The sequence below is a fragment of the Stenotrophomonas sp. YJH_SMC_25 genome (assembly GCF_059369595.1).
Genome location: NZ_JCAFSV010000026.1, coordinates 1 through 18,240, shown reverse-complemented (window position 1 = coordinate 18,240; position 18,240 = coordinate 1). Strand labels below are relative to the sequence as shown.

At 66.5% G+C, this 18,240-nt stretch carries 14 protein-coding genes; 6 read left to right on the top strand and 8 right to left on the bottom strand.

All coding sequences use genetic code 11. The features are described 5' to 3' along the window. Window positions 1-205: 205 nt before the first annotated feature. From AC5P7E_RS20615 to AC5P7E_RS20600, 4 genes are all read right to left on the bottom strand, one after another. Complete coding sequence (locus AC5P7E_RS20615) at window positions 206-532, bottom strand: thioredoxin family protein (RefSeq protein ID WP_099484265.1); 327 nt, start codon at window positions 530-532, stop codon at window positions 206-208. Beyond that, window positions 504-971: a flavodoxin gene (locus AC5P7E_RS20610; RefSeq protein ID WP_080240911.1), complete on the bottom strand. Its 468-nt coding sequence runs from the start codon at window positions 969-971 to the stop codon at window positions 504-506. Before AC5P7E_RS20610 ends, AC5P7E_RS20615 begins: the two co-directional genes overlap by 29 nt. Before the next feature lie 25 nt (window positions 972-996). Further along, window positions 997-2,037, bottom strand: a complete 1,041-nt coding sequence (locus AC5P7E_RS20605) for a ribonucleotide-diphosphate reductase subunit beta (protein WP_005413719.1) — start codon at window positions 2,035-2,037, stop codon at window positions 997-999. Window positions 2,038-2,136: 99 nt separating this feature from the next. After that, window positions 2,137-4,500 (bottom strand): ribonucleoside-diphosphate reductase subunit alpha, encoded by a 2,364-nt coding sequence (locus AC5P7E_RS20600; protein ID WP_005409970.1) that lies wholly within the window; start codon window positions 4,498-4,500, stop codon window positions 2,137-2,139. Between the two features lie 430 nt (window positions 4,501-4,930). Between AC5P7E_RS20600 and AC5P7E_RS20595 the strand changes: the two genes are divergently transcribed. After that, window positions 4,931-5,908 carry a zinc-binding dehydrogenase gene (locus tag AC5P7E_RS20595; RefSeq protein WP_114619069.1) on the top strand — a complete coding sequence of 326 codons (978 nt, stop codon included), beginning with the start codon at window positions 4,931-4,933 and terminating at the stop codon, window positions 5,906-5,908. Window positions 5,909-6,241: 333 nt separating this feature from the next. Then, the gene (locus tag AC5P7E_RS20590) at window positions 6,242-8,869 is read left to right on the top strand and encodes a TonB-dependent receptor (protein WP_114619068.1); all 2,628 of its coding nucleotides are present in this window, start codon (window positions 6,242-6,244) and stop codon (window positions 8,867-8,869) included. Window positions 8,870-8,935: 66 nt separating this feature from the next. On the opposite strand, the gene betT is transcribed toward AC5P7E_RS20590, so the two are convergent. Together betT and AC5P7E_RS20580 are read right to left on the bottom strand one after the other, a co-directional pair. Beyond that, a complete protein-coding gene (betT, locus tag AC5P7E_RS20585; RefSeq protein WP_114619067.1) occupies window positions 8,936-10,915 on the bottom strand; it encodes a choline BCCT transporter BetT in 1,980 nt (659 codons plus the stop codon). Window positions 10,916-11,110: 195 nt separating this feature from the next. Next, a complete protein-coding gene (locus AC5P7E_RS20580) occupies window positions 11,111-11,500 on the bottom strand; it encodes a VOC family protein (RefSeq protein ID WP_005413725.1) in 390 nt (129 codons plus the stop codon). Between the two features lie 150 nt (window positions 11,501-11,650). Between AC5P7E_RS20580 and AC5P7E_RS20575 the strand changes: the two genes are divergently transcribed. The 3 genes from AC5P7E_RS20575 to AC5P7E_RS20565 all read left to right on the top strand — a co-directional run bounded on the left by AC5P7E_RS20575 (window position 11,651) and on the right by AC5P7E_RS20565 (window position 16,128). Beyond that, the gene (locus AC5P7E_RS20575; RefSeq protein WP_099473605.1) at window positions 11,651-12,169 is read left to right on the top strand and encodes a sigma-70 family RNA polymerase sigma factor; all 519 of its coding nucleotides are present in this window, start codon (window positions 11,651-11,653) and stop codon (window positions 12,167-12,169) included. Then, on the top strand, window positions 12,166-13,110 hold the full coding sequence (locus tag AC5P7E_RS20570; protein WP_114619066.1) for a FecR family protein: 945 nt from the start codon (window positions 12,166-12,168) through the stop codon (window positions 13,108-13,110). Before AC5P7E_RS20575 ends, AC5P7E_RS20570 begins: the two co-directional genes overlap by 4 nt. Window positions 13,111-13,179: 69 nt before the next feature. Continuing rightward, window positions 13,180-16,128: a TonB-dependent receptor gene (locus AC5P7E_RS20565; RefSeq protein WP_495222865.1), complete on the top strand. Its 2,949-nt coding sequence runs from the start codon at window positions 13,180-13,182 to the stop codon at window positions 16,126-16,128. 139 nt (window positions 16,129-16,267) lie between these two features. On the opposite strand, the gene AC5P7E_RS20560 is transcribed toward AC5P7E_RS20565, so the two are convergent. Both AC5P7E_RS20560 and AC5P7E_RS20555 read right to left on the bottom strand, forming a co-directional pair. Beyond that, entirely contained in the window at window positions 16,268-16,591 is a 324-nt protein-coding gene (locus AC5P7E_RS20560; protein WP_005409978.1) for a DMT family transporter, read from the bottom strand. Then, window positions 16,591-16,944 (bottom strand): SMR family transporter, encoded by a 354-nt coding sequence (locus AC5P7E_RS20555; RefSeq protein WP_005409979.1) that lies wholly within the window; start codon window positions 16,942-16,944, stop codon window positions 16,591-16,593. The genes AC5P7E_RS20560 and AC5P7E_RS20555 overlap by 1 nt, the downstream gene beginning before the upstream one ends. A gap of 160 nt (window positions 16,945-17,104) precedes the next feature. On the opposite strand from AC5P7E_RS20555, the gene AC5P7E_RS20550 reads away from it, so the two are divergent. Beyond that, a complete protein-coding gene (locus tag AC5P7E_RS20550; RefSeq protein ID WP_049396525.1) occupies window positions 17,105-17,956 on the top strand; it encodes a LysR family transcriptional regulator in 852 nt (283 codons plus the stop codon). Window positions 17,957-18,240: the final 284 nt, after the last annotated feature.

Sequence of the window (18,240 nt, the reverse complement as noted above, 5' to 3'; positions counted from 1 at the left end):
GCGGTTCAGGGAGAATCCGGCGTGGGGACCCAAGCTACTTCTCGGTCGCAAGACCTGGATCCACACGGTCGCCCACGCCGGGCTCTCGGCACCCAAGGTGCCAGATTGGCAAGAGATAAGATCCACGCCATGCGTGGATGCCTTTACACGATGCGGGGTCAGAGCCCTTGCCTCTGGCAAGGGATCCGCCCCCGCCATCTCCACGCTACAGATGCAACGCGATCGCGGCCTCGATCTGTTGCGGCGACTGGAATCCGGCCAGGCGCGTGCGTTCGTCGCCGTCACGGAACAGCGACAGCGTCGGCGTCTGCCGCAGCCCCAGCTCCCTGAAGAACGCCTCACCCAGCACTTCCAGCTGCACGCGCAGCAGGGTCGTGCCCTGCCCCGCCATGCTGTTGGCCACCCGGTGCAACGACATCTCCAGCATCCGGCACCCCGGGCACTGGTCCTTGTGGAAATCCACCAGCACCCGCGGGTGCTCGGCCAGCAGCTGCCGGAACTGCTCAGGCGTGGTGGCGTCGATGATCTGCATCGGTGTTGCTCCAATAGTGGGCCAGGACCGCGTCGGTCCAGGCCTCGATGGCCCCCGCATGGCGTTGACCATGCGGCATCTGTTCGATTTCCAGCGGCGGATAGTCGCTGCGGAAGTAGCGGATCAGGCGGTGCACGGCGCCGCAGTAGTACTCCTGCCCCCACTGCGTTTCGCCGGTGCCGAACACCGCCAGCTGCCGCGGCCGCTCGCCGCGCTCGGCGATGCCGGCCACCCATGCCTTCATCTCCGACGGCGTGCGGCCGGCGTTGTCGGTCCAGCAACCCAGCAGCACCAGGTCAGCCTCGTCGGCCGCCAGCGGCGGCGCTTGGCGCAGATCGTCCGCCTCCTGCCAGTGAACCGAATGACCTGCGGCGCGGCAACGCTCGGCGATCTGCCGGCCGAGCTCGCGGGTGTTGCCGCTCAACGAGGCGACCACCACCAGGATGCTCAGCGCGGCGCCGGACTCACAGGTCGTCGAAGCCGTTGTCGACGTTGGTCTTCTTGTAACTTGCATTGCGCATCTCGAAGAAGTCGGTCTTGGTTTCGGTGAAGTTGTCGGCGTAGGCCTTGATCCACGGCATCACGTTGTCGGTGGTGTCGCTGTACAGGCGTTCGATGCCGAGCATGCCGGCCATCTTGTTGGCGCGGTACTTCACGTAGCGCACCATCTCGTCCACGTCGATGCCGTCGATGCCATCCAGCACCTCCGACGACCACTGCGTCTCCAGCTCGATGGCATGCTCGAACGATTGGTGTACGTAGGCGGTCAGCTCGTTGGTCTGCAGCTCGGGGTTCTCGCCGATGATGGCGCGGATCAGCTCGCTGATGAATTTGGTATGCGCCAGCTCGTCGCGGTTGATGAAGCTGATGATCTTGCCGGTGCCGTTCATGCGGTTCTGTCGCACCATGTTGTAGAAGTACGCGAACCCGGAATAGAAATTGATGCCCTCCAGGATCGAGGACTGGATCAACGACTTGAGCAGAGTCTCGGCGGTCTTCTCGCGCATGAAATCGTCATACGCCCCCATGATCGGCGCATTGCGCTTGATGATGGTCGGGTGGGTACGGGCGATCTCGAAGATGCGGTTCTGGTTCGGCAGGTCGGTGATCGAGGCCAGCACGTAGCTGTAGCTCTCGTTGTGGATCACTTCCTGCTGCCCGATGATCGCCGCATTGGCGTGCGCGGCCGGGTCGGTGATGTACTCCGCGACGTTGTAGATGAAGCGCGTCTGCGGTGAATCGAGCGTGGCGAGCAGGCCAATGATCGAGTCGTAGGCGTTCTTCTCGCGCGCGTTCAGCTCGCCGTACTGGCGGGCGTCCAGCTTCATGTCGACCTCGTCGGGAATCCAGAAATTGGTCGACAGCTCCTTGTAGGCCCGATAGAACGACGGGTACGGGATGTCGTTCCAGTTGAGGATGCCGCTGGTCTGGCCGTTGATGATGCCGGTGCTGCGGTTGGGATGGCGAGGTTCGAGGATCTTGATGCGGTCGAGGGGAGTTGCCATGGTTTTCTGCCTTCGTTCTCTTTCTATCGTGTTGCCGGCCAGCGGCCGGCACTACCGAAGATCGCGGGGTTGCCGGCCAGCGGCCGGCACTACCATTGATCAGCTGGAGCACCACTCGCATTCGCTGATGTCGATGTCGTTGGAGCGCACGTAGTAGGTGGTCTTCAGGCCTTCGCGCCAGGCGCTCAGGTGCAGCTCCAGCAGCGTGCTTGCACGGATGGTGCTGGGCACGTACAGGTTGAAGCTGATCGACTGGTCGACATGGCGCTGGCGGCGCGCGTTCTGGCGCACGCTGGCGAACTGGTCGACCTTGTAGGCACCCTTCTCGTAGTACGGCCAGGTTTCCAGCGACAGGCCCGGCGCCGCCACCGGCCGCCGGAAGTCCTTCTTTTCCTCGTAGTAGAACGCGCTGTAGATCGGGTCGATCGAGGCCGTGGAGCCCGCAATCTGCGCGGTGCTCATATTCGGCGCCACCGCCAGCAGCCAGCCGTTGCGCAGGCCGTGCGTGGCGACCTCGTGGGCCAGGCTGTCCCACGCGGCGCCACTGTAGTCGCGGTCACGGAAGTAACGCCCGTTGTGCCAGTCACTACCCGCGAACATCGGGTAGCTGCCCTTCTCCTTCGCCAGCTGCGCGCTGGCCTGGATGGTCAGGAAATTGATGCGTTCGTAGAGCCGGTCGGCCAACGCCTCGGCATCCGGTGATTCCCATTGGATTGCCTGCTGCGCCAGCAGGTGGTGCCAACCGAACGTGCCCAGGCCGATGGCGCGATACTTGCGATTGGTGATCGTGGCCTGCGGCACCGGCAACGCATTGAGGTCGATCACGTTGTCGAGCATGCGCACCTGGATCGGGATCAGGCGCTCCAGCACATCGGTGGCCAGCAGGTCATCCGGTGCGCTGATCGCCCGGCCGAGGTTGATCGAGGACAGGTTGCAGACCACGAAATCGCCGGCACGGCGTGTGGTGACGATCTGGTCGCCGCTGACGATCTCCTGGATCATCCGCGTCGGGCTCATGTTCTGCAGGATCTCGGTGCACAGGTTGCTGGAATAGATCATGCCCGCGTGCTTGTTCGGGTTCCGGCGGTTGACCTCGTCGCGGTAGAACAGGAACGGGTTGCCGGTCTCCAGCTGGCTGAGCATGATCCGCTTGAACAGATCGATGGCCTTCACCGTGCGGCGGCTGATGCGCTCGTCGGCCACCAGTTCGGCGTAGCGGTCGCGGAAGCTGCCCGCGCCGCGCGTCTCGTCGTAGAAGTCCTGCAGGTACCAGCCCTTGGCCTGCTTCACCTCGTGCGGGTCGAACAGGTACCAGTCGGCGCGGCGCTCCACCGCCTCCATGAACAGGTCGGGCACGCACACCGAGGTGAACACATCGTGCGCGCGCAGGCGCTGGTCGCCGTTGTTGAGGCGCAGGTCCATGAACGCTTCGATGTCGCGGTGCCAGATGTCCAGGTACACCGCCACCGCGCCCTTGCGCTGGCCAAGCTGATCGACCGACACCGCGGTGTTGTTGAGCTGCTTGATCCACGGCACCACGCCGCCAGAGGAATTGGCCACGCCACGGATCGGCGCGCCGCTGCTGCGCACATAGCCCAGGTAGGCGCCAACGCCGCCGCCATGCTTGGACACACGGGCGATATCGGTGTTGGAGTCATAGATGCCCTGCAGGCTGTCATCCACCGTGTCGATGAAGCAACTGGACAGTTGCCCACCCACCTTGCCGGCATTGGCCAACGTTGGTGTGGCGACCGTCATGTACAGGTTGGACAGCGCCCAATACGCCTCGCCGACCAGCTGCATGCGCCGCTCACGCGGTTTTTCTTCCTGCATGAGGTACAGCGCGATGGTCAGCCAACGCTCCTGCGGCAGCTCGTAGACCTCGCGGCTGCGATCGCTGGCCAGATAGCGCGTGGCCAGCAGGTACAGGCCGTTGTAGGCGAACAGGCGGTCGCGTTCCGGATCGATCATCTCGCCGGCCTGCTGCAGCTCTTCCTTCGAATAGCAGCGCAGGATGTCGTTGCTGTAGATGCCGCGGTCGGCCAGGCTTTCCTGCAGGCCCACATACGAGCCGTACTTCAGGCCGACGTCGTAGAAGCGGTTGCGGCTGGCACGCTTGTACAGGCGGCGCAGGTAAATGCGCGCGGCAAACTGTTCCCACTCGGGTGCGACCAGGTCCACCCGCGACTCGGCCTCGCGGATCAGCAGATCGACCAGGTCATCGGCGCTGATGCTGGGCTTGCGCTCGACCATCGCCTGCACCACGCGGCGGTAGTCGCTCACGTCCAGCTGCGGGAACTCGGCATGCACGGCGTCGATGCTGCGCTGCAGGCGCTCGGCCTCGAACGGCAGGCGGCGGTTGCCGGCCTCCTTGGTGATCCAGGTCGGCACACGCTCGCCACCGGCGCGCAAGGCGTCGCCAGCGCCGGCCAGATCGGCCACGCGGAAGGTACTGTCGGTCATGGTGGTGAAACTCCAGGCTCGCGCGCGCGTTGGCGGTCGATGCCATGGCGGCCCTGAACGCGATACCGGCGCACTGGGCGAACGGGTGGATTGCCAGGGCACGGGAACGTAGGTCGTCGGCATCTGCCTGCGCCTGCGGCCGGTATCCGGGCCGTGGGGGCGACCTGCGTCCGCACGATGGCGGCCGCGTCGACACGGCAAGCCTCAGGGGCGGGCCGCGGGACGTTTGCTGCATGTCCGGCGGCGGCGGCTAACCGGGAGTGACGGCCACAACATAGTGGGGATATCCGAACTCGTCAACACAAGATGCGGTAATCAATACATGTCGCGACGATCAGTCGCAGGATGCCGTGTTGCACCTGCGGCGCCTTGTCGACAGCGCCTGCGTCCCCAGTTCTGTACAACATCAACTTTCCCCGGAACACCGCCCATGCGCGCTGCCCAGTACCCCTCCTTCGGCGATCCGGCCGACGTCCTTGCCATTGCCGATGCGCCGCTGCCCGAGCCCGGCCCCGGCGAGGTGCGCATCCGCACCGTGCTGGCCTCGATCCACAACCACGACCTGCTGACCGTGCGCGGCCTGTACGGCTACAAACCGACCCTGCCGGCGATCGGTGGCAGTGAAGCACTGGGCGTGATCGATGCACTCGGCGATGGCGTCGACGGCCTGCAGGTCGGCCAGCGGGTGGCCGCTGCCTCGGTGCACGGCACCTGGGCCGAAGCGTTCATTGCGCCGGCACGCATGGTGATTCCGATGCCGGAGGCGATCCCGGACGAAATGGCCGCGCAGCTGATTGCCATGCCGCTGAGCGCGCTGATGCTGCTGGAGTTCCTGCACGTCGAGCCGGGCCAGTGGATCGTGCAGAACACCGCCAACGGCGCGGTGGGCAAGTCGCTGGCGATGCTGGCGCGGGCGCGTGGCGTGCTTGTGGCCAACCTGGTGCGCAATGCCGATGCAGTCGCGCAGTTGCAGGCGCTGGGCATCGATCATGTATTCGACACCTCGGTGGACGGCTGGAAGGATCGCGTGCGTGAGGCGACCGGCGAAGCACAGGCCGCGGCCGCGGTGGATTCCATCGGCGGCGACGCCAGCGGTGACCTGGTCGACCTGCTCGGCCACCACGGCACGCTGGTGTCGTTCGGTGTGATGAGCGGCGAACCCATGCGCATTCCCGCCGGCGGCCTGATCTACAAGGAAGCCACGGTGAAGGGGTTCTGGGGCAGCAAGGTCAGCCAGGCGATGGCGGTGGAGGACAAGCGCCGGCTGGTCGGCGAACTGCTGAAGCGTGCGGGGAGCGGTGAACTGACCCTGCCGGTGGAGCAGGTCTTCGCACTGGACGACATCGCCCAGGCAGCGAAGGCTGGCGCTGGGTCGGGACGCAATGGCAAGGTGCTGCTGCGGCCGTGATGCGGCAGCAGACGGCGCTGTCCCGGTAATGGCGCTGCCCCGGTAGAGTCGACTGTCAGTCGACTCTCGCGCGTAGCGCGAGGGGATGAGGTTTCCGGCAAGGGGACGGAAGAGCAGTCGACTAACAGTCGACTCTACCCAGTCGACTCTACCTCCTCCTCGGTTCCGGGAACGCCTGGCGCAGTTCCATCCCAGAACCCAGACGCGCACGAAAGGGGCATCCCGGTCGTTAAGAACCTGTGATGTATAACTGAATGCGCTTTCGTCATTGGAAGGCGCACGTGCCTGCGTGCGGTACTGACGGCTCCTCCCCCGTTCGGCGTTGTCGCTTCCATGTACCGCACCACCCTGAACCTGCTTGCCGGCGCGATCGCGCTGGGCCTCACCGCCGGCGCTGCCGGCGCCGCTGAAACCGCCGACACCGGCAAGGACAGCACCACCCTCGGCGCCGTGCTGGTGACCGGCTCCAACATCAAGCGCAGCGATACCGCCGGGCCGAACCCGGTGCAGATCGTCAGCCGCGAACAGATCGAGCAGACCGGCCGCTCCACCCTCACCGACGTGCTGCGCAACCTGTCGGCCAATGCCGGCAACAGCTTCGACGAACAGTACACCGGCAGCTTCGCCGCCGGCTCGGCCTCGATCGGCCTGCGTGGCCTGTCTCCGAAAAACACGCTGGTGCTGGTCAACGGCTACCGCGTCTCCAACTTCGGTTTCGCGCTCAACACCCGGGACACCTTCGTCGACCTCAACGCGCTGCCGATCAGCGCAGTGGAACGCATCGAAGTGCTGAAGGATGGCGCCTCGGCGGTGTACGGTTCCGATGCCATCGCCGGCGTCATCAACATCATCCTGCGAAAGAACTTCCAGGGCGTGGAAGTCGGCGGCGGCTTCGGTACAGCCACCCAAGGCGGCCTGAACGAGCGCAAGGCCAACCTGCTGGCTGGCTTCGGTGACCTCGAACAGCAGGGCTGGAACGTGCTGTTCGGGCTGGACCTGCTCAAGCGTGATCGCCTCGACGCCGACCAGCGTGCCTACACCCGCAGCGGCGATTTCCGCGACAAGCCCGGCGGTCGTCTGGCCGGTTGGTCCACCGCCGGTGGCAACTGGCTGTCCAACCCGCGCGCACCGCAACCGTTCGCCAACTGCCCGGATGGCAGCCAGCTGCGCCCGTACAGCGATTTCGGCAGCACCCTTCCCGGCCAGGCCTGCGCCTTCAACGCGCAGCCGTTCAAGACCCTGCAGCCCGGCGCCGAGCGCCTGCAGGCGTCGTTGAGCGCGACCTACCGCTTCAACGACAGCGTCGAGGCGTTCGCCGATGTGCTGTACAGCCACAACAAGGCCGACCAGATCTTCAGCGCGCCGCTGACCGTCGGCCCGGGCCTGCGTGCCTACAACCCGGCCACCGGCACCCTGATCGACGTGCCGGCGGTGCTGCCGGTCGGCCACCCGAACAACCCGGGCAGCGCGCCGCTGCCGTTCGAGTACACCTTCTTCGATCTCGGCCCGCGCCTGAAGGACAACACGCAGGTGTTCTACCGTGCGCTGGCCGGCGTGCGCGGCAGCGGCGAGCGATGGGACTGGGAAGTGGCGGCGCTGACCTCGCAGAGCGCGCAGCGCGAATACGTCGACAACTTCGTCAACCGCTACGCGTTCGAGCAGATCCTGCGCGATGGCAGCTACAACTTCCTCAACCCGTCAAGCACGCCGGAGGCACTGGATGCACTGCGCCTGCAGACCAAGCGTCCGGGCTGGTACAAGCTGCATTCGTTGAACGTGAAGGCCTCGACCTCGCTGTGGGAGCTGCCGGCCGGTGCGGTCGGCTTCGCCTGGGGTGCCGAGTTCCGCAAGGAATCACTGGACGCGCGCACCAGTGCGCAGGTGCTGTCGGGCACCGAACTGCGCCCGGCCATCAACGTGGTCAACGGCGAGCGCCAGGTCAGCGCCGCCTACGCTGAACTGAGCGTGCCGCTGCACCGCACGCTGGAGCTGCAGGTGGCCGGTCGTGGCGATCACTATGACGACTTCGGCAACGCGTTCTCGCCGAAGGTGGCGCTGCGCTGGCAGCCGCTGGACAGCCTGCTGCTGCGTGGTTCGTTCTCGCGTGGCTTCCGCGCGCCTTCGCTGCCGGAGATCGCGCCGGGCCAGACCGTCAGCTACGGCTCGGTGATCGATCCGCTGGACCCGCTGCAGCCCGGCGGCAGCCGTGGCGTCACCAACATCCGTACCGGCAACCCGGACCTGAAGGCCGAACGCTCGCGCAACTTCAACGTCGGTGCAGTGTGGTCGCCGGATGGCGACACCAGCATCGGCTTGGACTGGTACCGCATCGAGCAGGACAACCTGGTCAAGCCGGACAGCGCGCAGTTCATCGTCGACAACCCGACGCTGTTCCCCGGCCGCGTGCAGCGTGATGCACAGGGACGCATCCAGTTCATCACCAACCAGTATGCCAACCAGGGCGAACTGACCACCTCGGGCCTGGATCTGGAAGCCAACCGCACCTTCCGCACCGAAGGCTGGGGCAACTTCACCGTGGCCGGCAGCTGGACCCATCTGCTCAGCTTCAAGCAGCCGCTGGTGGCCGGTCAGGCACCGTATGAAGGGGCCGGCAACAACCGCCACGGCGCACTGCCGCGCACCCGCGGCACCACGTCGCTGAACTGGGCAGTGGGCGACTGGAGCAGCACGCTGAGCCTGCAGTACGTGAGCGGCTATGACCAGCGCGTGGCGACAGCGACCAGCAACCCCGGCCTGCGTGATCGCATCAAGCCGTATCACCAGCTGGACCTGTACGTGGCGTACGAAGGGATTCCCAACACCACGCTGTCGCTGTCGGTGCTGAACCTGACCGACAAGGACCCGCCATTCGACCCGGCCGGTGGCTCCAATGGTTTCGACATCAGCCAGTACAACCTGCGCGGGCAGTTCATTTCGCTGGGGGCGCGCTACCGGTTCTGATGCGCCAACGGGGCGGCGGTGATGGGCCGCCCCGTTCGCGTTGCCGGCCAGCGGCCGGCACTACCATCACCGGCTCAGGTGCAGGAACTGCAGGTGCCGTTCGTACTGGCTGATGATGTCGTTGATGATCTGCTTGCGGCTGTAGCCCACCAGGTCGTAGTCCTGGCTGCCTTCGAACAAGTGCACCTCGGCGCGGTAGTAGCGCTGGTTGCGCAGCTGCTGGGCCGCGAACGACGGGGTCAGGTAGCCACTCAGGATCACCCGGTACAGGAAGTCCTGCTGCTCACCGTGATTGACCGTCAGCTCCATGTCGCCGGCCTCGAAGCGCGTGGCCACATCCCAGCCCTGCCCGCGCAGCTGTTCGGCCACCGCTTCCATCGCTGGCTTCACCGTGTCGTCCATGAAGCGGTAGACCTGGTCGCGCACCGGGAAATGCATGGCCTGGCTCAGGCGCTGGCGCCAGCCCTGGTGGTGGCGGTCGTCGCCGATCAGCGGCGAGGGCCGGTACTGCAGCGCGCGCTTGCGGTGCGATTCGTCACTGAAGGCGCGGGTCAGCCCCCACATCATCAGCAGCAGCACCGCCGAGAACGGCAGCGACGCCAGCACCACCGCAGATTTGAGCGCATCGATGCTCCCAGCCAGCAGCAGCCCGGCGGTCAGTACGGCGATCACCGTGCCCCAGAACACACGCAGCCAACGCGGACCATCATCCTCCGGTGCACCGCCATGCGAGGACAGCGTGGACAACACCACCGCCCCCGAGTCGGCCGAGGTCACAAAGAAAATGAAGCTGACCAGCACCGTCACCGCGATCACCGTGCGGCTCCACGGGTAGCCATCCAACAACGCGTAGAGCACCGTCGGTGGATCATCCACCGCCAGCTGTGCCAACTGCTGCTGGCCGTGGTGCAGCACCTGGTCCAGCGCGCTGTTGCCGAAGATCGACAGCCAGGCCAGGGTGAAGCCCAGCGGGATCAGCAGCACGCCGAACACGAATTCGCGGATGGTGCGGCCACGTGAGATGCGCGCGATGAACAGGCCGACGAACGGCGCCCAGCCGATCCACCACGCCCAGTAGAACACCGTCCAGCCGCCCAGCCATTCGGGGCGGCCGCCGTAGGCATACACATCAAAACTCTTGCCGACCACGCTGCCCAGGTAGTCGCCCAGGTTCTGCATCAGCGTGCTGAACAGGTACTGCGTCGGCCCGGCAAACAGCATGAACAGCACCAGCGCGATCGCCAGCAGCATGTTGATGTTGGCCATCCAGCGCACGCCCTTCTCCACGCCGGAGACGGCCACGGCCACCGCCGCGCCCATCATGCTGACCACCAGGATGATCTGCACCAGGTTGGAATGCGGGATGTTGAACAGGTGCGCAAGACCGGCATTCAGGTGCAGCACCCCGAAGCCCATGTCGGCACCAATGCCGAACACGGTGGCGACGATGCCCAGCGCGTCTACGGTGTAGCCGATCGGCCCGTTGATACGCTTGCCGATCAGCGGGTACAGCGCCGAGCGCAGGGCCAGCGGCAGGTTGTGGCGGTAGGCGAAGTAGGCCATCGCCATCGCCGCCAGCGCGAACACACCCCAGCCGTGCAGGCCCCAGTGCAGGAACAGCAGCTGCATGGCCTGGCGCGCGCCGGCCTCGCCCGCGGCCGGATCGCCCTGCGGCGGCTGCAGGTAGTGGGTCAGCGGTTCGGAAACGCAGAAGAAGAACAGGGTGATGCTGATGCCGGCAGCGAACAGCATGCCGGCCCAGGAAAGGTAGCTGAACTCCGGCTCGTCATGGTCGGCGCCGAGCTTGATGCCACCGTACTTGGACAGCGCCACGCCGACCACGAACACCAGGTAGAGGGTCATCGCCAGCAGGTAATACCAGCCGACATTGAGTGCGGCCCAGTCCTGTGCCTTCAGCAGAAGGCGGCCCGCACCAAGCGGGAACAGGCTGACGAACAGCGCGAACGCCACGACAACGATCGCCGCGAAGGCGAACACAGGCCGAAGGGTGCGCACCGGGGATTGTTGCGGCTCCAGTACTTCCATGGGGCGGCGTTCTCCGGTAGATCAAAGGGTTAGCCGACCAATTCTGGCTGAACCGCAGTGGACAGAGCATGAAGTTGCGGCCTGTGGTCACAGGCCCGGCCCGCCATTCCGTGCTATCACGCGCGCGCCGAAGCATATCTGCGAGCGCAGCCGCGCGCGGACCGCGTGCATCGCGGCCACGCGCGCACTGTCCAATCACGACATCACATGCACCACATGCACCGCGCACAGCTTGTTGCCGTCCGGGTCGCGCAGGTAGGCCAGGAACAGCTGGCGCCCGGCCATGCTGCGGATGCCAGCCGGGTCTTCGATGGCCGTACCGCCATGGGCCACGCCAGCATCCTGCCAACCGCGCACGGCCTCGGCACTGTCGAGGGTGAAACCAATGGTGCCGCCGTTGGCATGGCATGCAGGCTGCCCATCGATGGGCGCGGTGACGCCGAACATCCGCCCATCCTTGAAGTACAGCAGCCGACCCTTTTCGTCGAACACACCCGGACGTGCCCCCATCGCGGCGAACAGGGCATCGTAGAAGCGGCGCGCGGCATCCATGTCGTTCGTTCCTACGGTGATGTGGCTGAACATGCGGGCACTCCTTGTGGAAAGCCGCAGTGTCGGCGAACACGCCGGGCATCGCAAATCCGGCGATCTCTCCTGCTGCGGCATGCGCAGGATTTGTCGTGCGCCGCCCGATCGCCCTATAATGGGAATCATTCTCATTAATGACCCGTGCCGATGGCCGTGCCCGCCGCCTCCAGCACCGCGCTGGCGGGGTTCTACCGCGAACACCATGGCTGGCTGCTGGGCTGGCTGCGCCGCCGCACCCACAACGCCGACTGCGCCGCCGATCTGACCCAGGACACCTTCCTGCGCCTGCTCAGCCGGCGCGTCGATCCGTCCGAACTGCGCCTGCCGCGCGCCTATCTCAGCACCATCGCGCACGCGCTGCTGGTCAACCACTGGCAGCGCGCGGACCTGGAGCGCGCCTATCTGACCGCGCTGGCCGCACAGCCGGAGCCGGTGCATCCCTCTGCAGAGGAGCGCACACAGGCGCTGCAGCTCCTGCATGCCATTGCTGACATGCTGTCCAGCCTGGCCGAGCGGCCACGGCGTGCCTTCCTGCTGGCCCGGCTGTCCGGACTGGGCTATGCGGAGATCGGCCAACAGCTGGGCGTGTCCGAGCGCATGGTCAAGAAGTACATGGCGCAGGCGATGCTGCATTGCCTGCGCCTGTCCGGCGACGCGGCGGCATGAGCGCGGCAGTGGCCGGCCCGGCGCTGGAGCAGGCGGCAGAGTGGTTCGCGCTGCGCCAACAGGGCTGGAGCGACGACGACCAGCAACACTGGCATGCGTGGCTGCAGGCCGACGCCGGTCACGCCGACGCCTGGCGCCGGGTCGAGGCGGTCTGGCAGTCGTTCGCACCGCTGTCGGCACCGGCGGCAGCAACGGCGCTCGATGCCGCCGGCCATCGCCGCCGCCGCGCACTTCGCAGTCTCGGCGGCGCGCTCGGCATCGGTGCGGTCTCGCTTCTCGGCCTGCACGGGCTGCAGGCGCAGCGCCACCTGCAGACGCAACGCACCGCTGCCGGGCGCACCGGTCATTGGACGCTGGCCGATGGCAGCCAGTTGTGGCTCAACGCCGGCAGCGAAGTGCCCGTCGACATCGGCAACGGCAACCGCGCCCTGCATCTGCTGCGCGGCGAACTGCTGCTGCAGACCGGCCACCACCCCGCATTCGTCGGGTTGCCCCTGAGCGTGCATGTACCCGGCGCGCGCCTGCAGCCGATCGGCACCCGCTTCGCGGTCGGCCGCGAAGCCCAGCACAGCCGCTTGGACGTGTTCGAGGGCGTGGTGCGGTGCCTGCCGACGTTCGGCGCGGCGCTGGATGTGCCTGCGGGAAGTGCGCTGCAGATCGGACCGATGGGGGGACTCACAACGGTCGCTGCCGATCCTCTGCGCGGCGACTGGCAGGACGGACGCCTGCAGGTGCAGGACACGCAACTGATCCGGGTGATCGACGAACTGGCCCGTCACCATCGGGGCTATCTGGGCTGTGATCCGGCACTGTCCGCATTGAATGTCACCGCGGTATTGCCGCGCCTGGACAGCCTGCAGGCCCTGAAACTGCTGGCGCGCGCCCTGCCAATCCGCATCGAGCAGCGCTGGCCATGGTGGACCGTTGTGCGTCCGCGTTGAAATCGCGGTTCCCTTTCTGCGCGCTCGGCGGGCACTACAAGGGAACCCATTGCGGATGTCGCCGCCCCCATGAAACTACCCTGCCCTTCCCCTCGCCCGCTTGCCATCGCGCTGTGCCTGGCCCTGGCCACGCCGTGCCTGTTGCCGGCCGCCGCCCATGCACAGAATGCTGCCTCCGCCGTTCGCTGGCAGATCCCGGTCGGTCCGCTTGACCAGGCCTTGACCGCGTTCGGTCAGCAGTCCGGCCTGTCCATCGCTGCCGATGCGCGCCTGACCCGCGGCCGGCACAGCGGTGGCGTGCAGGCCTCGCTCAACACCGAGGCCGCGCTGGCACAGCTGCTCACCGGCACCGGCCTTTCGTTCCAGCGTGATGCCAGCGGCGTGGTGCTGCAGGCCGCCCCGGCTACCGACGCCGGCGTACGCCAGATCGGCACCCTGCGCGTGGCCGGCCAGGCCAGCGAAGGTGCTTCGCCGTGGGGGCTTGCCGATGCCGATGCTGTCTACCGTGACAGCGGCTCGCGCGTGCACCTGGACCACCAGCAGCTGGAACGCTTCCGCGGCCAGTCGATCGGCGATGTGCTGGCCGGCGCAGTCGGCGTGCACACCGGAGACGTACGCAATGGCGGCGCGCTGGACGTCAACATCCGCGGCCTGCAGGGCCAGAACCGGGTGCCGGTGATCATCGACGGCGGCCAGCAGGCCATCGACGTGTACCGCGGCTATGCCGGCGTGCAGCAGCGCAGCTACCTGGACCCGGACCTGATCAGCGCGATCAGCATCGAGAAGGGACCGAGCCTGGCCGCCAATGCCGCCAGCGCGATCGGTGGCGTGGTCTACATGGAAACGCTGAAGGACGAGGACATCCTCGACGACGGCCAGGCCTGGGGACTGCGCGTGCGTGGCGGCGTGGCCGACAACAGCATCGACCGCACCCGTACGTTCAAGCAGATCGCGCGTGGCAGCGACAACCGCAACAGCCTGCGCGACCCGCGCGACTGGAACGGCAGCGTGGCCTTCGCCCAGCGCGGCGAAGATTGGCAGCTTGTCGCAGCCTACGCACGGCGCCGCCAGGGCAACTACTTCGCCGGCAGCAACGGCGCCCACCGCTACGACGACCAGCACCTGTCCAGCGGCGGTACCGGCATGTCCAGCCAGGCCGTTTCCAAGCTGTACCACCCGGGCGATGAAGTCCTGAACACCCACACCGACAACGAATCGGCGTTGCTGAAATTCACCTGGACGCCCGACCCGGACCAGCGCCTGGAGTTGAGCCACCGCTTCTTCAACTCCAGCTTCGGCGAAATCATGCCGTCGGCGATCGGCCGCGTGGGCGAGTCCAACGAATGGGTGACCTACGTGGACAAGGCCAACACCATGTTCCAGTTCGAGCCCGGGAAGATGCGGGTCAACGCCACTTCGCTGCGCCATCGTTACCGCCCCGAGGCGCACCCGTGGCTGGACCTGAACAGCACGCTGTGGTTCACCACGGCCACCAGCCGCATGTTCAACAGCAATATCGCCAACACGCCGCTGTTCAAGGACGTGCCCAACGACCAGATGCCCGACACGCTGGGCGAGACCTACGGCCCTGGGCTGCAGTCGGACGTGAAGACCCGGCGTTGGGGCCTGGACAGCAGCAACACCACGCGTTTCAGCAATGATCTGGGCGACTGGACGCTGCGCTATGGCGCGTCCTTCCAGCATGAAGACACCGCACCCAACTCGCCGGTACTGCCGGTGGACTACAACAACAACCGTTACCTGCGATCGGGCACGCGCCGCGAGGCCAGCGTGGTGGCGTCGTTGCAATGGCAGCCGTGGGACTGGCTGTCGCTGACGGCCGGCGGCCGCTTCATCGACTACCGCACCCGCGACCGCAACCGCGTGGCCTTCGTCAGTGAATCGCGCGACCTGCGCTACACCTTCGCGCGCCTGAGCAAGGGTGGCCAGCTGCTGCCGGGCTGGTACAAGGAGTGGTACCCGGATGCACAGGGCAACTACACGTATGACTCGCTGCGCGCCACGCCCTATGGCGACAGCACGCTGGGCCAGACCTACGATTTCGACGGCTTCATCCGTGACCCGCGCGGTGCCAACGGCTTCCATACCAAGCAGATTCCCACCGCCTGGGGCTACAAGCCGGCGATCCGCCGCTCCGGCCACGGCTTCGCGCCGTATGCCGAAGCCCGCTTCAACCTCGACGCGGACATGTTCTTCTACGTGAAGTACGCGCAAGGCTGGAAGATGCCCAGCCTGTTCGAATCAACGCTGGGCAACAGCACCTCGGCGCCGGTGGCCGACCTGAAGCCGGAAAAGAACCGCTCCTGGGACATCGGCTTCAGCCTGCTCAAGCAGGACCTGTGGCGTGACGGTGATCGCCTGGCGTTCAAGGTGGCCTGGTTCAAGAACGATATCGACAACGCCATCACCCGTCGCTTCGATTCCAGCAACTGGGCCTTTTACGTCGACAATGTCGACAACTACACGGTGTCGGGCTACGAGCTGCAGTCCGGCTATGACGCCGGCATCGCCTACCTGGACCTGTCGGCCAGCTATTACCAGCGCGCGCGTACCTGCGATGCGGCCACTGCCAAGCGCCTGCGCGAAGATCCGTATGCGAAGTGGAGCAAGCTGGACACCACACCGGACTGCGTGGACGGCGGCTTCGGCACCTCGTTCGTCAACGCGCAGAACCCGCCGAAGTACTCAATCCACAGCACGCTGGGCTTCCGCCTGTTCGACAAGCGGCTGGATACCGGCATCCGCCGCACCTACAACAGTGGCCCCACCCATGAACTGGACAAGCCCTGGAACACCACCGGCTCGACCGGCCTGCAGAACATCTACCTGCCGACCGCGATCTATGACTTCTATGCGCGCTGGCAGTTCACCCCGAAGGCCGAAGTGGAACTGGTGGTCAGCAACCTGCGCAACACCTACTACATGGACACGCTGGCGATGAGCCTGATGCCGGGCCCGGGCCGCACCACGCGGCTGAACTTCACCGCACGGTTCTAACTGCTGCAGAAACAGCAACGCCCCGGAGGGGTCCTCCGGGGCGCTTGCCTGCGGCGCTCACGCTCTGGCAGGTGCCAACCTTGGTTGGCACAGCGCTTCCGCACCGGTAGATGCCAACCCTGGTTGGCACGGCGACGCGTTACTTCGCGGTACTCAGCAGCAGTACCGCGACGGTCACCAATGCGATGCCGACCCAACCGATCGGACGCAGGCGATTGCCGAACAGCAGGCGTCCGCAGGTGGCGGTACCGATCACGCCGATTGCCCCCCACATCGCATAGGCGGTGGCCAGGTCCATGTAACGCACGGCCTGGCCCAGCAGGGCAAAGGCAATCCAGACCATGACGATGGCTCCAACGCCCCAGCGCCAGCGGCGGAAGCCCTCCGACTTGGCCACCATCATGTTGGCGGCGACGTCGATCAGCGCCGAACAGATCACGAAAAACAGGGCCAGGGTATTCATCAGTGCGCCTCCCCGAGAGTGACGCAGACGATGCCGACCACCGCCAGCACCAGGCCGGCCAGCTGCTGCAGCGACAGGCTTTCACCGAAGACGGTGAGGCCGACCACGGTCAGCAGGGTCAGGCCCAGTCCTTCCCATACCGCGTAGGCCACGCCCACCGCGATGCGGCGCACCGACTGCGCCAGGAAGAAGTAGGACAGCGCCAGCGCGCCGGCCATGACCAGATAGCCGGTCCAGCCGCCATCGCGGGCGGCGTGGGCCATGAACGACGTGCCGACCACTTCGGCGACGATCGCCACGGTCAGGCAGGCCCAGGCGACCAGCGCGCCACGGGCGGGAACAGTACGGGACATGTGAAGCTCCTTGCAGGGCGGGGACCACTCCGCCTCATCAATGGATCCACGCCGAGCGTGGAGGGTCCGGAACGCCCCGCAGACAGGGGCGACGGCGGCCAGTATCATCGCCTTTTACGGTGGAATCAAAATGGATTCCATCGACAGGAGCGATGGATATATGCCCTACTCCCCTGAATCCCTGCAGGCCTTCGTGGAAGCCGCGGCGCTGGGCTCGTTCTCGGCTGCGGCGCGACGCCTGCGCAAGACCCAGTCGACAGTCAGTACCGCCATTGCCCACCTGGAAACCGACCTGGGCGTGAGTCTGTTCGATCGCAGCGGGCGCTACCCGCAGCTGACCGAGGCCGGGCGCCAGGTGCTGGGGCACGCGCAGGAGATCCTGGCTGCCGATGCGCGCCTGCAACAGTTGAGCGTGCGCCTGGCCGCACCGGTCGAAGCGCGACTGACCGTGGTGTTCTCCGATGTCTATCAGCTCGATCCCGAACAGCGGATCCTGCAGCGCTTCTCCGAGGCGTTCCCAGAGATCGAACTGGAATGGCTGGATGCGGAGGGTGAGGACGTGCTGGAGCTGGTCGGAAGCGGCCGCGCCGCACTGGGCCTGCTGCCGCGACAGGAACACTATCCAGATGGCCTGATGGCCCGGCCGCTGGCCCACCACAGCGAACTGTCGGTGTACGTGGCGCGCGACCATCCGCTGGCCAGCGCCGGGCGTCGCGCCGCCGCACAACTGGCGCGGCATCGGCAGGTGCGCCTGAGCGCGGAAGTCGATCAGTCCCGCGTGGTCACCGGCCTGGCCTGGACCGCCACCGACTACCTGATGGTGATGGAGATGGCCGAGGACGGCATCGGCTGGGCCGAGCTGCCCCGCGCGCTGGTGCAACGCTACGACCGCGGGCAACTGGTGGAACTGACCCTGCCCGGGTGGCCGCGGCGCATCCACAGCGACCTGCTGTGGCGCCGCGACACGCCTCCCGGACCGGCCGCACTGTGGTGGGCCGACGCGCTTGGATGAGGTAGTGCCGGCCGCTGGCCGGCAATCCCAGTGTCCCGTGGTTGCCGGCCAGCGGCCGGCACTGCCGATCAACGATGGGCGAGCGCGTAATCCAGCGCCGAGCACACCGCCGCCACCTGTGCGTCGTTGCACTGCTGTGGCGCCGCGACACGCCGCCCGGACCGGCCGCACTGTGGTGGGCCGACGCGCTGGGATGAGGTAGTGCCGGCCACTGGCCGGCAATCCCAGTGTCCCGTGGTTGCCGGCCAGCGGCCGGCACTACCGATCAACCATGGGCGAGCGCG

What these genes read in the sequence shown, in the direction of transcription:
- AC5P7E_RS20615 (WP_099484265.1), bottom strand. Translation starts at nt 532, where the DNA reads ATGCAGATCATCGACGCCACCACGCCTGAGCAGTTCCGGCAGCTGCTG.
- AC5P7E_RS20605 (WP_005413719.1), bottom strand. Translation starts at nt 2,037, where the DNA reads ATGGCAACTCCCCTCGACCGCATCAAGATCCTCGAACCTCGCCATCCC.
- AC5P7E_RS20600 (WP_005409970.1), bottom strand. Translation starts at nt 4,500, where the DNA reads ATGACCGACAGTACCTTCCGCGTGGCCGATCTGGCCGGCGCTGGCGAC.
- AC5P7E_RS20595 (WP_114619069.1), top strand. Translation starts at nt 4,931, where the DNA reads ATGCGCGCTGCCCAGTACCCCTCCTTCGGCGATCCGGCCGACGTCCTT.
- AC5P7E_RS20590 (WP_114619068.1), top strand. Translation starts at nt 6,242, where the DNA reads ATGTACCGCACCACCCTGAACCTGCTTGCCGGCGCGATCGCGCTGGGC.
- betT (WP_114619067.1), bottom strand. Translation starts at nt 10,915, where the DNA reads ATGGAAGTACTGGAGCCGCAACAATCCCCGGTGCGCACCCTTCGGCCT.
- AC5P7E_RS20580 (WP_005413725.1), bottom strand. Translation starts at nt 11,500, where the DNA reads ATGTTCAGCCACATCACCGTAGGAACGAACGACATGGATGCCGCGCGC.
- AC5P7E_RS20575 (WP_099473605.1), top strand. Translation starts at nt 11,651, where the DNA reads ATGGCCGTGCCCGCCGCCTCCAGCACCGCGCTGGCGGGGTTCTACCGC.
- AC5P7E_RS20570 (WP_114619066.1), top strand. Translation starts at nt 12,166, where the DNA reads ATGAGCGCGGCAGTGGCCGGCCCGGCGCTGGAGCAGGCGGCAGAGTGG.
- AC5P7E_RS20565 (WP_495222865.1), top strand. Translation starts at nt 13,180, where the DNA reads ATGAAACTACCCTGCCCTTCCCCTCGCCCGCTTGCCATCGCGCTGTGC.
- AC5P7E_RS20560 (WP_005409978.1), bottom strand. Translation starts at nt 16,591, where the DNA reads ATGAATACCCTGGCCCTGTTTTTCGTGATCTGTTCGGCGCTGATCGAC.
- AC5P7E_RS20555 (WP_005409979.1), bottom strand. Translation starts at nt 16,944, where the DNA reads ATGTCCCGTACTGTTCCCGCCCGTGGCGCGCTGGTCGCCTGGGCCTGC.
- AC5P7E_RS20550 (WP_049396525.1), top strand. Translation starts at nt 17,105, where the DNA reads ATGCCCTACTCCCCTGAATCCCTGCAGGCCTTCGTGGAAGCCGCGGCG.